The 12,932-nt window shown below is 60.6% G+C and carries 14 protein-coding genes; 8 read left to right on the forward strand and 6 right to left on the reverse strand.

What is annotated here, in order from left to right; all coding sequences use genetic code 11:
- Positions 1 to 5 precede the first annotated feature (5 nt).
- Complete coding sequence (locus CB0101_RS08915) at positions 6 to 257, forward strand: ribbon-helix-helix protein, CopG family (protein ID WP_210409950.1); 252 nt, start codon at positions 6 to 8, stop codon at positions 255 to 257.
- Entirely contained in the window at positions 235 to 489 is a 255-nt protein-coding gene (locus CB0101_RS08920) for a type II toxin-antitoxin system RelE/ParE family toxin (RefSeq protein WP_010312477.1), read from the forward strand. The genes CB0101_RS08915 and CB0101_RS08920 overlap by 23 nt, the downstream gene beginning before the upstream one ends.
- Before the next feature lie 7 nt (positions 490 to 496).
- Here the strand turns inward: CB0101_RS08920 and CB0101_RS08925 are convergent, their stop codons facing one another.
- Positions 497 to 1,660 (reverse strand): ATP-binding protein, encoded by a 1,164-nt coding sequence (locus tag CB0101_RS08925; protein ID WP_071778172.1) that lies wholly within the window; start codon positions 1,658 to 1,660, stop codon positions 497 to 499.
- Positions 1,661 to 1,726: 66 nt separating this feature from the next.
- Here CB0101_RS08925 and CB0101_RS08930 point away from each other — a divergent pair, with 66 nt between their 5' ends.
- The gene (locus CB0101_RS08930) at positions 1,727 to 1,939 is read left to right on the forward strand and encodes a UPF0175 family protein (protein WP_010312474.1); all 213 of its coding nucleotides are present in this window, start codon (positions 1,727 to 1,729) and stop codon (positions 1,937 to 1,939) included.
- An 81-nt stretch (positions 1,940 to 2,020) separates the two neighbouring features.
- A complete protein-coding gene (locus CB0101_RS08935; RefSeq protein ID WP_136644065.1) occupies positions 2,021 to 3,001 on the forward strand; it encodes an IS5 family transposase in 981 nt (326 codons plus the stop codon).
- Between the two features lie 339 nt (positions 3,002 to 3,340).
- Here CB0101_RS08935 and CB0101_RS08940 read toward each other — a convergent pair.
- The 4 genes from CB0101_RS08940 to CB0101_RS08955 all read right to left on the reverse strand — a co-directional run bounded on the left by CB0101_RS08940 (position 3,341) and on the right by CB0101_RS08955 (position 5,719).
- A protein-coding gene (locus tag CB0101_RS08940) for an IS5 family transposase (protein WP_246833729.1) occupies positions 3,341 to 4,319 on the reverse strand; the annotation gives its coding sequence in 2 pieces (ribosomal slippage) (positions 3,341 to 3,935 and positions 3,934 to 4,319; 981 coding nt in all).
- 301 nt (positions 4,320 to 4,620) lie between these two features.
- A complete protein-coding gene (locus CB0101_RS08945) occupies positions 4,621 to 5,061 on the reverse strand; it encodes a GNAT family N-acetyltransferase (RefSeq protein WP_136644066.1) in 441 nt (146 codons plus the stop codon).
- Positions 5,058 to 5,459, reverse strand: coding sequence for a type II toxin-antitoxin system VapC family toxin (locus tag CB0101_RS08950; RefSeq protein ID WP_256360102.1), 402 nt, complete (start codon positions 5,457 to 5,459; stop codon positions 5,058 to 5,060). Before CB0101_RS08950 ends, CB0101_RS08945 begins: the two co-directional genes overlap by 4 nt.
- On the reverse strand, positions 5,456 to 5,719 hold the full coding sequence (locus CB0101_RS08955; RefSeq protein ID WP_029553186.1) for a type II toxin-antitoxin system VapB family antitoxin: 264 nt from the start codon (positions 5,717 to 5,719) through the stop codon (positions 5,456 to 5,458). Before CB0101_RS08955 ends, CB0101_RS08950 begins: the two co-directional genes overlap by 4 nt.
- 285 nt (positions 5,720 to 6,004) lie before the next feature.
- Here CB0101_RS08955 and secA point away from each other — a divergent pair, with 285 nt between their 5' ends.
- The 4 genes from secA to CB0101_RS15655 are packed head-to-tail and all read left to right on the forward strand — an operon-like array spanning position 6,005 to position 11,771.
- A complete protein-coding gene (secA, locus tag CB0101_RS08960) occupies positions 6,005 to 8,875 on the forward strand; it encodes a preprotein translocase subunit SecA (protein ID WP_010312468.1) in 2,871 nt (956 codons plus the stop codon).
- Positions 8,876 to 8,890: 15 nt separating this feature from the next.
- Complete coding sequence (locus tag CB0101_RS08965; protein ID WP_136644067.1) at positions 8,891 to 9,526, forward strand: hypothetical protein; 636 nt, start codon at positions 8,891 to 8,893, stop codon at positions 9,524 to 9,526.
- Positions 9,523 to 11,361, forward strand: a complete 1,839-nt coding sequence (locus CB0101_RS08970; RefSeq protein WP_010312466.1) for a carbamoyltransferase — start codon at positions 9,523 to 9,525, stop codon at positions 11,359 to 11,361. The genes CB0101_RS08965 and CB0101_RS08970 overlap by 4 nt, the downstream gene beginning before the upstream one ends.
- Positions 11,361 to 11,771: an SxtJ family membrane protein gene (locus CB0101_RS15655; RefSeq protein ID WP_010312464.1), complete on the forward strand. Its 411-nt coding sequence runs from the start codon at positions 11,361 to 11,363 to the stop codon at positions 11,769 to 11,771. The genes CB0101_RS08970 and CB0101_RS15655 overlap by 1 nt, the downstream gene beginning before the upstream one ends.
- A 12-nt stretch (positions 11,772 to 11,783) precedes the next feature.
- On the opposite strand, the gene CB0101_RS08980 is transcribed toward CB0101_RS15655, so the two are convergent.
- A complete protein-coding gene (locus tag CB0101_RS08980) occupies positions 11,784 to 12,896 on the reverse strand; it encodes an ABC transporter ATP-binding protein (RefSeq protein ID WP_210409951.1) in 1,113 nt (370 codons plus the stop codon).
- Positions 12,897 to 12,932 lie beyond the last annotated feature (36 nt).

Here is a 12,932-nt window from a genome sequence, read left to right on the forward strand (position 1 = left end):
ATCCGTTGACTTTGCTTGAATGTCGGGAGGCGTTGATGGCTCAGGTGACGGCCCGACTGCCCGATGACCTGACGGCCGAACTCGATGCGGTCGCGCAGCAGCTGAATCGATGCCGAGCTGACGTGATTCGCCAGGCCATCGAGTACTACCTCGATGACATCGAAGATCTACGAGCAGGAGCCGCTTCCCTGAGGGATCCCGCCGATCCTGTTCTGGATTGGGCTGAGGTGCGCGATGTGCTGCTCGCTGCGGATTAAACGCAGCGCTGCCAAGGCGCTGGCTGAGCTTCCCAACGCCGACCGCCTCCGCCTCGTGGCTGCCATCGACAAGCTTTGCGAGGTTCCGGCAGCTGGCTCAGCGCTCAAGGGCGAATTCGAGGGACTGCGTCGCCTGCGCGTGGGTCGCTATCGGATCGTGTGCGAGTGGCAGCAGCAGGAGCTGGTGGTTCTCGTGGTGCGTGTTGGGCATCGCAAGGAGGTGTATCGCTAACTCTTAATTAGGGGCGCAGCTCGCGGAGCCAGTCCTCCAACGGTTCGCAGCGGATGCCATCGATCAGCAGCGGCTCTGGACAGAAGGAGAGCAGCAGGCACTGCGCTTCCGGATAGTCCGCCTGGAAGGCTTTGAGGTCCTTCAGGTCTGCTGAGGTCACTTTGGCCGCGCGCTTCACCTCAATCGCTTGGAACAGGTTGGGGCCGTACACCACGAAGTCCACCTCCAGGCCTGCGCGGGTGCGCCAGAAGCTGAGTTGTGTGCCATTCGCGCGCAACTGGCAGAGCGCCCGCAGGTGTTGGGCCACAAGGCTTTCCAGCGCCAGCCCTTGGATCTCTTCCGGCGCATCCAGGGGGCCCCGCGGCCGCAGTGAACGGAACACGCCCGCATCAAAGAAGAAGAACTTTTGGTGCTGCACCAGTTGCCGCTGAGCGCGGCGCTGAAACACCGGCAGGCGGAAGCCCAGCAGCAGATCCTCCAGGATGCCCAGATAGCTCTCGGCCCGTTTGCGCGGGATCTCAGCCTCCCGGGCCAGGCTGGCCAGGTTCAGCAGGCTGCCTTGCGAGAAGCTGATCACCTCCAGGAAGCGGCTGAAATCGCCGATCTGGCGCACCATTGCTTCCGCCTGCACCTCCTCCTGGAGATAGAGCGCGGCGTAGGCCGCCAGCGTGGCTTGGGGATCAGGCGCTTCCCAAACCAACGGCACCAGGCAGATCTGGAGCGCCCGCTCCAGGCTGAAGCTGTCGCCCAGCTCCGCGCCCATGAAGGGCGGCATGTGGGCGGCCACCAGTCGCCCGCCCAGCAGATTCTCGGCTCCATGCCGCAGCTTGCGTGCGCTCGAGCCCGTGAGCACGAAGCGAAGCTCGGGCCGCTCCTCCACAAGGCTGTGAACCACATCCAGCAGCTGGGGCGCCTTCTGCACCTCGTCGATCACCACGGTGGTGAGGCCGGGCTCCTCCGCGGCGATCCGATCCCGTAGGCGTTCCGGCCTGGCCTGATAGGCCCGCAGCACCTCCGGAGCCAGTAGATCCAGCCTTAGTGCATTGGGAAACCGCTCCTGCAGCCAGGTGGATTTGCTCGCGCTTGCTTGGTTGTGGTGATCAGCGTGGCGGTGTTCAGGCTTCTGTACAGACCGTGCGGAATCCTGGACAGGGCAGGTTGATCGACTGATTCACCTCCGTCTTTCTGTCAGAGCCTGCTCTCCAGGTCATGATGGCCAAAGGGTGCGAGATCACCCATGGGTTTGCCAGATCCATTCGTGCTGCGATCGGGCCTGGCGTTGTCGCTGTTTCAGGCTGGATTTCTATCAGTGGGCTCAGCGGCGCGCATCGCCGGGGTGCCGCTACGCATCTTTCTGGAGAACTTGGCCTCGCTCCGGATTCCTCTGGCAGATGACAACGACGTCGACCTGGATGATGAGCTCGTTCAGGCCCGCCGCTGGCTCGGGTAGGGAGCCTGACTAGGGAGGCTCTGGAAAACCGAAGCGATTCACGGGACAATGACCCTGTGATCGCGGGCCAGGACTGGAGTGATGGGTGGCAAGCAGCTCGGCTTCTCGGATTACGAGCTGACCACGGCCAAGAAGCAGACCAAGCGGGAGAAGTTTCTCGCTGAGATGGAGGCGGTGGTGCCATGGCAGGCGTTAACCGCCCTGATCGAGCCTCACTACCCCAAAGCAAGCAAGAAAGGCGGACGACCTCCCTATCCCCTGGCCACGATGCTGCGGATCCATCTGCTGCAGCAGTGGTATTCCCTCAGCGACCCGGCGATGGAGGAGGCCCTGATTGAGGTGCCCACCATGCGCCGCTTTGCCGGCATCGAGCTGATCAGCGATCGGATCCCGGATGAGACCACAATCCTCACCTTCCGCCACCTGCTGGAGAAGCACAAGCTGGGCGAGCAGATCTTTGAGACCGTGAACACCCATCTCAGCGAGCGGGGTATGACGATGCGGCAGGGAACGATTGTGGATGCCACCTTGATCGCGGCGCCCAGTTCGACCAAGAACAAGGAAGGGAAGCGGGATCCGGAGATGCACCAGACCAAGAAGGGCAACCAGTGGTATTTCGGCATGAAGGTCCATGCCGGTGTGGACAAGGACTCGGGCCTAATCCATTCAGTGGTCGTCACCGCCGCCAACGTGCATGACCTCATCCCCGCTGCTGAGCTGTTGTATGGGGAAGAAGAAGTGGTTTACGGCGACGCCGGATACCAGGGCATCGCCAACAGGCCTGAGATGGCGGGCAAGACAATGGAATTCAGGGTGGCAATGCGGCCCGGCAAACGCAGGGCCCTACCAGACACACCTGAAGGAAGGCTGCAGGATCTCATCGAGACAGCCAAAGCTCACATCCGCTCCAAAGGTGAGCACCCCTTCCGAGTCATCAAGCAGCAGTTCGGCTTTCAAAAGACCAAGCTGCGGGGCCTGGCCAAGAACCGCTGCAAGATCAACGTGCTTGCAGCGCTGTCGAATCTGTTCCAGGCACGACAGCAGTTGCTTGCCACAGCCTGACCATAGGCTTGGTGTATCTGAACACCTCGATTCAGCCTCAAATCCAGCCCAAAGTGGCTGAACAGGAGGCCAAAAGTCCTCGGGGAATGGCCTCAGAGGCAATTCACGGCCAAAGGCAGTCTTTCCTGCTCACTAGGGTCGCTCAAACACCGCTTGTCCAGAGATTCCTTAGGGAAACTCTGGACAAGCGGTGTTTGAGCGGCGGCAGCGAGCAGAAAGAGTGGTTTTGGCTGCAAATTGCCTCTGAGGCCATTTTTTGATGACCTTGGCTCACATATCCAGCCACTTTCGGCTGGTTTTGAGGCTAAATAGAGGTGTGCAGGCACACCAAGTCCCTGTTCACACTGTCGCGAGTAATTGTCGTCGGGCCTGGTACAGATTCGACAGTGCCGCAAGCACGTTGATTTTGCAGCGGTTCTTGGCCAAGCCTCGCAGCCGGGTCTTTTGAAAGCCGAACTGCTGCTTGATCACACGGAAGGGATGCTCAACCTTGGAGCGGATGTGAGCTTTGGCCGTCTCGATCAGATCCTGCACCCTCCCATCCGGGGTGTCAGGAAGAGCCCTGCGCGTGCCGGGCCGCATCGCCACTCTGAACTCCGCTGTCTTGCCAGCCATTTCTGGTCTCTTGGCGATGCCCTGGTAGCCAGCATCGCCGTACACCACCTCCTCATCTCCATGCAGTAGCTCAGCTGCCGGGGTGAGGTCGTGCACGTTGGCGGCGGTGACGACAACCGAATGGATCAGGCCTGAGTCCTTGTCAACGCCGGCGTGGACCTTCATGCCGAAGTACCACTGGTTGCCCTTTTTGGTCTGGTGCATCTCCGGATCCCGCTTCCCATCTTTGTTCTTGGTGGAGCTGGGCGCTGCGATCAAGGTGGCATCGACGATCGTGCCCTGACGCATGGTTACGCCCGAGCGGCCAGGAGCGCTTTGACGGTGTCAAAAATCTGCTCACCCAGCCATGCTTCTCAAGCAGATGGCGGAACGTGAGGATCGTGGTCTCGTCCGGGATCCGATCGCTGATCAGCTCGATGCCGGCAAAGCGGCGCATGGTGGGCACCTCGATCAAGGCCTCTTCCATGGCCGGATCGCTGAGGGAGTACCACTGCTGCAGCAGATGAATGCGCAGCATCGTTGCCAGCGGATAGGGAGGCCTGCCGCCTTTCTTGCTCGCCTTGGGGTAGTGCGGCTCGATCAGATCGATGAGTGCCTGCCAAGGCACCACAGCCTCCATCTCGGAGAGAAATTTCTCGCGCTTGGTGCGCTTCTTGGCCGTGGTCAGCTCATAGTCCGTGAAACCGAGCTGCTTGCCGCCCATCAACCCAGTCCTGGTCTGCGATTACAGGTTCATTTTCGCGCAGACGGGCTGGGTTTTCCAGAATTTCCTTAGGCAAGTGTATGCGTGATGTTGCAGCTGCTGCGTGATCTCTTCACCCCTGTGTGGATCACCGAGGTGATTGCCCATGAGTTGGGTCTCACTGCAGTGAGAGGTAATGAGCCGGTCCTTGAAGGCATTGAGGCTGTGTTTGGTTTGCTTGTCGGTCGTTCGGAGCGCACGGCAAGCCTCGAGGAGATTCATAAAGCCGCGGCTGCCGGCTGGGCCAGCTGGCGCCACTCCTCTAGCGGCCCTGGAGCAGCATCAGCCGCTGGCTGTCCACGGCCGTGAAGCCCAGCTGTTCGTAGAAGCCGGAGCTGTTGGTGGTCATCAGATACACGCGCTCCACCCCCTGCAGGGCCGGCTCCTGCAGCAGCGCCTCCACGAGCCGTCGGCCCAGACCACGGCCCTGGTGCTCGCTGGCCACCACCACATCCCAGAGCACGGCGCGGAACACGCCATCGCTCGTGGCGCGGCCAAACCCCACCAGGTGTGAGCCCTGCCAGGCGCTCACCACGGCCTGACTCCCGGCCAGCATCCGGTTCAGCTCCCGTTGCGAGCGGCCGCTGGCCCAGAAGCTATGGGCATCCAGCAGCTGCTGCAGCTGGCGCAGCTGGCCCGGGGCGCGGCGCAGGCGCCAGGCGCCGCGGCGGTGCCGGATCAGCTGGATGGGCGCGGCGCTCAAGCGGGCACCTTCACATCGGTGTATTGGAAATCCTCGCCCTTGAACAGCAGCGGCGCATCCATCGACTTGGCTAGCCCGTAGCTGAAGCAGTCGCCAAGATTGAGCGCAGCCTTGTGCCGCCCTTTGCCGTAGTGGCGCCAGCCGTGCAGCGCCCAGCGCATGTGGTCGGCGTTGAAGGGCACCACCTGCACGCGCAAGTTGCTGAGTAAAGCTTCGAGATCAGCGCTGGTGCTGTTGAAACAGCTGCCTTCCGCCACCAGCGTGAGCTCCAGACGCGTCGCGGCGGAGAGCAGCACGCTCTCGGTGCGGGCGGCGCGATCGAGGAGTGCCTCGGCCTCGGGCTCCCGCAGGAGCAATGCCATCAAGGCTGAGGTGTCAACAACGAGCCTGTGAGTCACGCCGGCAGCCCGTTCTCGTCATAGAGGGCATCCTGGAGTTGCTTGCTGTTGAGCCCTTGCCATTCGGGCAGGGCGCTGGTGCGGCGGCAGATCTCACGAATAGCGTCCTTACGGGCTTCCACGCTCGCTTCGCTCAGCGGATCCGGCAGCCGTTCCAGCTCGGCGTTCAGCGCCTGCCGCACCGCGTCGGTGACGCTTGTGCCTCGGCGGGCCGCCAGCTCCTTGGCCATGGCGTGGACTTGGGGGTCCTTGATGTTCATTCCCATGGCACTGCCTGGGTAGAAGATTGCTTTCAGTCTACCCTCGCTGATGGCGGCGGCAGGCTGTTTGGTGCCGGTGCTAATTCTGTACAGAATGTGCAGAATTGGTGTTGTTTGGTGTGCGGGGTGTTGCTTGTTGGTTGTCTTGCCGTCGTTCCTCGCAAGTTTTCCCGCCAACTAGCCGTCACCGGCGACAAGACCCCGGCTGCTGCAGGCGTGAATCCCGCCCGGGGCCGCCCTGCCCGCTCTCAGTAGGCTGCTTGGAGCGCATATCGGCCCGATTCCATGCTCAAGCTGCTGCTGGGTGATCCCAATGCCCGCAAGCTGAAGCGCTATCAGCCGATCGTGTCGGACGTCAATCTGCTGGAGGAGGAGGTGGCTCCCCTCTCCGACGACGACCTGCGCGGCCTCACCACTGAATTCCGCGGCAAGCTCGCCGCCTTGCAGCTCGAGTGCCAGAACCGTGGCCTGAGCCTCGAGGCCACCCTCGAACGGGAGCGAAAACTGCTCGATGAGCTCTTGCCGCAGGCCTTCGCAGTGGTGCGCGAAGCGGGCAAGCGCGTGCTCGGCATGCGCCACTTCGATGTGCAGCTGATCGGCGGCATGGTGTTGCACGACGGCCAGATCGCCGAGATGAAAACCGGCGAGGGCAAAACCCTCGTGGCCACCCTGCCCGCCTACCTCAACGCCCTCACCGGCCGGGGCGTGCACGTCGTCACAGTGAACGACTACCTGGCCCGGCGCGACGCGGAGTGGATGGGCCAGGTGCACCGCTTCCTCGGCCTCTCGGTGGGCCTGATCCAGCAAGACATGGATCCCGCCACCCGCCGACTCAACTACGGCTGCGACATCACCTACGCCACCAACTCAGAGCTCGGCTTCGACTACCTGCGCGACAACATGGCGGCCGACATCGCCGAGGTGGTGCAGCGCGACTTCCACTACTGCGTGATCGACGAAGTCGACTCGATCCTGATCGACGAAGCCCGCACGCCGCTGATCATCTCCGGCCAGGTGGAGCGCCCCCAGGAGAAATACCAAAAGGCCGCCGAAGTGGCCGCCGCCTTGGTGCGCGCCGCCGAACTCGGTAAAGACGGCATCGACCCTGAAGGCGACTACGAAGTCGACGAGAAGCAACGCAACTGCACCCTTACCGATGAGGGCTACGCCAAGGCCGAGCAGCTGCTCGGCGTGAGCGACCTGTTCGATCCCCAAGACCCCTGGGCCCACTACATCAACAACGCGCTCAAAGCCAAGGAGCTGTTCGTCAAAGACGTGAACTACATCGTGCGCGGATCCGATGCCGTGATCGTGGATGAGTTCACCGGCCGCGTGATGCCTGGCCGCCGCTGGAGCGATGGCCAGCACCAGGCGATCGAAGCCAAGGAGGGTCTGCCGATCCAGCCCGAAACGCAAACGCTCGCCTCGATCACCTACCAGAACTTCTTCCTGCTCTACCCGCGCCTCGCCGGCATGACCGGCACCGCCAAAACGGAAGAGGTGGAATTCGAGAAGACCTACAAGCTCGAAGTCACCATCGTTCCCACCAACCGGATTCGCTCCCGGGCCGACTGGACCGATCAGGTGTACAAGAACGAAACGGCCAAGTGGCGCGCCGTGGCCCTGGAAACCGCCGAGGTGCACAAAACCGGCCGGCCGGTGCTCGTGGGCACCACCAGCGTTGAGAAATCGGAGCTGCTATCGGCTCTGTTGGCTGAACAGCAGATTCCCCACAACCTGCTCAACGCCAAGCCGGAAAACGTGGAGCGCGAGGCCGAAATCGTGGCCCAGGCCGGCCGCGCCGGCGCCGTGACCATCGCCACCAACATGGCCGGCCGTGGCACCGACATCATCTTGGGCGGCAATGCCGACTACATGGCGCGTCTGAAGCTGCGCGAGGTGCTGCTGCCGCGCTTGGTGCGCCCCGAGGAAGGCCACAAACCGCCGGTTCCTCTGCAGCGTGCCCCCGAAGCAGCCCCCGGTTTTGGTGCCGCCTCCAGTGCCGCCGCCGCCAAGGCTCCCTCCGAGGCGCGTGCCATCGGCGCCCTCTACCCTTGCGCCCTCACCGACGCCACCGAGCACTCCCTCTCCGAGCTGGCCCACGATCTCGTGAAGGCCTGGGGCGACCGCCAGCTCACCGTGCTCGAGCTGGAAGACAAAATCGCTCAGGCTGCTGAAAAAGCCCCTACCGACGACGCTCAGATCCAGGCGTTGCGCTCGATGATCGCCCGCGTGAAGGCGGAATATGAGGTGGTCACCGGCAGCGAAGATGAGCAGGTGCGCGAAGCCGGCGGCTTGCATGTGATCGGCACCGAACGCCACGAGTCCCGCCGGGTGGACAACCAGCTCCGCGGCCGCGCCGGCCGCCAGGGCGACCCCGGTTCCACCCGTTTCTTCCTTTCCCTGGAAGACAACCTGCTGCGCATCTTCGGCGGCGACCGTGTGGCCGGCCTGATGAATGCTTTCCGCGTGGAGGAAGATATGCCGATCGAATCCGGGATGCTCACCCGCTCCCTCGAGGGTGCCCAGAAGAAGGTGGAGACGTACTACTACGACATCCGCAAGCAGGTGTTCGAGTACGACGAGGTGATGAACAACCAGCGCAAAGCCGTGTATGCCGAGCGCCGGCGCGTGCTCGAGGGCCGCGAGCTCAAGCAGCAGGTGGTGGGCTACGGCGAGCGCACCATGACCGACATCGTGGAGGCCTACGTGAACCCCGACCTGCCCCCCGAGGAGTGGGATCTCGATCGCCTGGTGAGCAAGGTGCAGGAATTCGTGTATCTGCTCGAAGATCTCAAACCCGAGCAGCTCCGGGGCCTTTCGGTGGAGGAGCTCAAAGCCTTCCTGCAGGAGCAGCTGCGCAACGCCTACGACATCAAAGAAGGCCAGATCGAGCAGCAGTGCCCCGGCCTGATGCGCGAAGCCGAGCGATTCTTCATTCTCCAGCAGATCGACACCCTCTGGCGTGAACATCTCCAGGCGATGGATGCCCTACGTGAATCCGTGGGCCTACGCGGCTACGGCCAGAAGGATCCCCTGATCGAATACAAGAACGAGGGCTATGACATGTTCCTCGAGATGATGACCCAGATGCGCCGCAATGTGATCTATTCGATGTTCATGTTCCAGCCGGCACCTGCTCCGCAGGCGGCCTAATCAGGAGTGTGATCCGTGATCATCAGCGATCGCTTTATCTGGCTTCATCTTCCCAAAACTGGGGGCACCAGTGCATCGCGGATGTTCACGGAGTTGGGCCTTCCCTCGGTTGTGGCGGATGATCAGTCGCTCGATAGCAAGCACGAATCGATCGAAGCACGTTTGCCCGACTGGGACTATGAGATGGAATCCAGGCCTGTGTTCATCACGTTGCGGCGACTACCGCAGTGGCTCTTGAGTGATTGGCATCACAAACGCCTGAAAATGGGCCTTGACATTCCCTTTGAGCCCGTGAAAAGTGGTTTGTTTTACTCGTTGAGGTTGGGGGGTGTTTGGGTTGCGGCAGATTACTGGCTCAGGTATTTCCGGATCGAGCGGTGTAGCGGTGTGATTCGTCTCGAGCATCTTGAGGAGGATGTGCAGCGGGAGATTGTTCCGTTGCTGCCTCTGCAATCAGCACCTTTGTGCTTCCCCAAGGATAATGAGAATCGATACTCGCGGGATCTTGGGAGTTATTTCCGCTCATCTGACCTGAGGCGTCTCTACGAGAACAACCCCATTTGGCGGCAGCAGGAATTCTCGGCTTATGGGAGCACCACGGTCAAAACCTCCGTTTCGACGATGGCCAAGCTACGGGGACTTTTCCGATGACAGCCATTCTGGGTATCTCTGGCTATTACCACGACAGCGCTGCTGCTTTGGTGTTGGATGGAGAGGTTGTGAGCGCTGCGCAAGAGGAGCGCTTCAGTCGCAAAAAGCACGATGCAGGTTTCCCGCGTCACGCGATTCAGGCTTGTCTGGAGATCGGAGGTTTGGCCCTCGAGCAGCTTGACGCTGTTGTCTATTACGAGAAACCGCTTCTCACCTTCGAGCGCTTGCTGGAAACCTATATCGGGGCTGCTCCGAGGGGCTCACGCTCGTTCATCTCGGCCATGACCGTATGGCTGCGCGAGAAGGTTTTCCTGAAGCAAGCACTCCGCGACGAGTTGAATCAACTTCGCACAGATGGTAGTGCCTCCCTCCCGCCGTTGTTGTTCAGCGAGCACCATTTATCCCATGCTGCTGCGGCGTTTTACCCCAGCCCCTTTGAGGAGGCTGTGGTGCTTTGCATGGATGGCGTGGGTGAATGGGCGACAACAACAGCCTGGATGGGGCGTGGTCATGAGCTAACGCCACTCTGGGACATCTCCTTTCCCCATTCCCTGGGACTGCTCTACTCGGCTTTTACGTATTACTGCGGATTCAAGGTTAATTCTGGTGAGTATAAGTTGATGGGTCTTGCTCCTTATGGGCAGCCCATTTACGCAGATCTTATTCGTGACCATTTAGTTGATGTCAAGCCTGATGGAACGTTTCGGCTTGATCTCCGCTACTTCAAATACCATCGTGGCTTCCGGATGACGAGTCGTCGCTTTGCGACGTTGTTTGGTCAACCACCACGCAGGCCTGAATCAGAGCTCACGCAGTTCCATATGGATCTCGCGGCGTCGATTCAGCGCGTGACAGAGGAGATTGTGCTGGCTCTTGCCCACTCGCTTCAGGCCGAAACCGGTGCCAAGAATCTCTGTCTAGCCGGAGGTGTAGCCCTCAACTGCGTGGCCAACGGTCGGCTTCTCAGGGAGGGTTTGTTTGAACACATCTGGATCCAGCCCGCCAGCGGCGATGCAGGGTCTGCTCTGGGTGCGGCTTTGGTGGGCTGGTATCACAATCACCCTGAGCGCTTGGTCCGTGCCGGCGACGCGATGCGTGGCACTTATCTGGGGCCAAGCTTCAGCAACGCCACTATCGCTAAAGAGTTGGATGCACTGTCTGCTCCATCTCATGAACTGCCAGATGATGAGCTCTTTGCCCGGCTCGCCGACTATCTCGATCAAGGCAAGGTCGTGGGATGGTTCAACGGTCGTATGGAATTTGGACCACGCTCTTTAGGCGCGCGGTCGATCCTGGGAGATCCACGCAACCGCACGATGCAGAGTGTGATGAACCTGAAGATCAAATACCGCGAGAGTTTTCGCCCTTTCGCACCCGCTGTGCTGGAGGAAGAGGTGCAGAACCAATTTGAACTCGTTCAACCCAGCCCCTATATGTTGTTGGTGGCTCCTGTGAAGAAGGAGCTGTGTCAGCCCATGACGAGCGATGAGGAGCAGCTGTTTGGTATCGAGAAGCTGAATGTGTGTCGTTCGAGCTTGCCGGCCATCACCCATGTGGACTATTCGGCTCGCGTTCAAACGGTCAGCGCTCAGACCAACCCTCGCTTCCATGCACTGCTCCAGGCTTTTCAGCAGCGCACGGGTTGCCCAACCCTGGTGAATACCAGTTTCAACGTTCGTGGCGAGCCGATCGTGTGCACGCCATCCGATGCCTACCGCTGCTTCATGCGCACGGATATGGATGTTCTCGTTCTCGAGAATCACCTCTTGCTGAAGGATGAACAGCCCCAGGCCCCCGATGACCAGAGCTGGATGGAGGAATTTGAGCTCGACTGATGGCTAACAACGTTGCACATCCCGTTCCCTCAATCCGCCAACTCCGAGAGTTTGGGCTAGTCGTGGGTTCTCTCATCGCCGTGGTGTTCGGCTGGCTTTTGCCAGCTCTCCATCGTCATCCACCCATTGTCTGGCCCTTCTGGGTTGGCATCCCCCTCTTTATCTTGGGTCTGTGCGCTCCCAGCCTCTTGCGCCACCCCTATCGAGCCTGGATGGCTCTAGGCCATGCCCTTGGCTGGGTGAATGGTCGGATCGTGTTGGGAGTTGTTTATTGGGTTGTGCTTCAGCCCATTGCCTTGGTGATGCGGCTGTCGGGCCATGATCCTCTCCGTCGTCGTTGGGACCCCAGCGCTTCGACCTACCGCGAACTTCGCAAGCCTGGGTCAATTAATCTCAACACCCCTTTCTGATCTCTGTTTGAGTCAGCAAGTGACTAGCTTCGGCGCATCTGCCCGCAGATCGCAAAGGCCGAAGGTGCTGCTGGGCTCATGCTCTACCACCTTGAAGGTGTCGATATCAACGATGCGATGCAGGAAACGTCGATCTTCACCTCGCCACAAGCCGGCACTGATGAAATAGGTGCCAGCGATCAGGCCGCCGCGGAATAGAAAGTCGAGACTGAAGCGGTCGGCGTGCTCAAGCGCCCTAACCTCTTCAGCGGTGGGGTCCCAACGCTGCCCTGTGATCTGAATTCCGTCCTGCGTGGCGAGATTGCAACCTGCATGCAGTTCTTGAAGGTCACGCCTGTCGAGAGGCTTGTCCAAGCTGTAGTGGAACCTCAGCCGGAATGGTTCGCCCATGGCGCACAATTTGATTGGTTCCTCGATCCCATTCAGGATTTCAAGTCCTCTGATCGCACCTCCGTTTTCCGGATAGCGCACGGTGGTGTGGGGTTGCACGGCTTGCGCTTGTTCCGCTTCCCATGGGCTGTCACCGCTGGCGCTGCTCAGTTGTTGGTACGCCGTCACCACGCGCTTGGGCGTGTCGTGCAGGAGGAGTTGTCCGTGGTCGAGCAGCAGGGCCTCGTCGCAGTGCTTAATGATCTGCGGGCAGCTGTGGCTCACGAGCAGGATGGCTGTACCTTTCTCGCGGAGCCTATTGATGTGATTGAAGCACTTGCGCTGAAAATACTCGTCTCCTACGGCTAAGGCTTCGTCAACAACCAGCACATCGGGTTCGATGTTGGCCTGCACGGCAAAAGCGAGCCGCAGCGCCATGCCGCTGGAATAAGTCTTAACTGACTGCTGCACAAAATCGCCAATGTCGGCGAAGCTGAGAATCGCGTCGAGCCGTTCGTTTGTTTCGCGATCGCTCAGCCCTAGCAGAGCCGCGTTGAGGTAGATGTTCTCAAGCCCGGTGAACTCTGGATTAAAACCGCTGCCGAGCTCCAGTAGAGCCGCAACTCGGCCCCTGCATTGCATGGATCCGCTGGTTGGAGTGAGTGTTCCACAGAGCAGCTGTAGAAGTGTGCTTTTCCCTGATCCGTTACGGCCCACCACTCCAAGCGTGCGGCCCTTTTCGAGGCGGAAACTCACATTTCTTAGAGCCCAAAACGGTTCATAGAAACGGCG

The organism is Synechococcus sp. CB0101, from assembly GCF_000179235.2.
Taxonomy (GTDB): Bacteria; Cyanobacteriota; Cyanobacteriia; order PCC-6307; family Cyanobiaceae; genus Vulcanococcus.

What these genes read in the sequence shown, in the direction of transcription:
- CB0101_RS08920 (WP_010312477.1), top strand. Translation starts at nt 235, where the DNA reads ATGTGCTGCTCGCTGCGGATTAAACGCAGCGCTGCCAAGGCGCTGGCT.
- CB0101_RS08930 (WP_010312474.1), top strand. Translation starts at nt 1,727, where the DNA reads ATGGGTTTGCCAGATCCATTCGTGCTGCGATCGGGCCTGGCGTTGTCG.
- CB0101_RS08935 (WP_136644065.1), top strand. Translation starts at nt 2,021, where the DNA reads ATGGGTGGCAAGCAGCTCGGCTTCTCGGATTACGAGCTGACCACGGCC.
- CB0101_RS08955 (WP_029553186.1), bottom strand. Translation starts at nt 5,719, where the DNA reads ATGAACATCAAGGACCCCCAAGTCCACGCCATGGCCAAGGAGCTGGCG.
- secA (WP_010312468.1), top strand. Translation starts at nt 6,005, where the DNA reads ATGCTCAAGCTGCTGCTGGGTGATCCCAATGCCCGCAAGCTGAAGCGC.
- CB0101_RS08970 (WP_010312466.1), top strand. Translation starts at nt 9,523, where the DNA reads ATGACAGCCATTCTGGGTATCTCTGGCTATTACCACGACAGCGCTGCT.
- CB0101_RS15655 (WP_010312464.1), top strand. Translation starts at nt 11,361, where the DNA reads ATGGCTAACAACGTTGCACATCCCGTTCCCTCAATCCGCCAACTCCGA.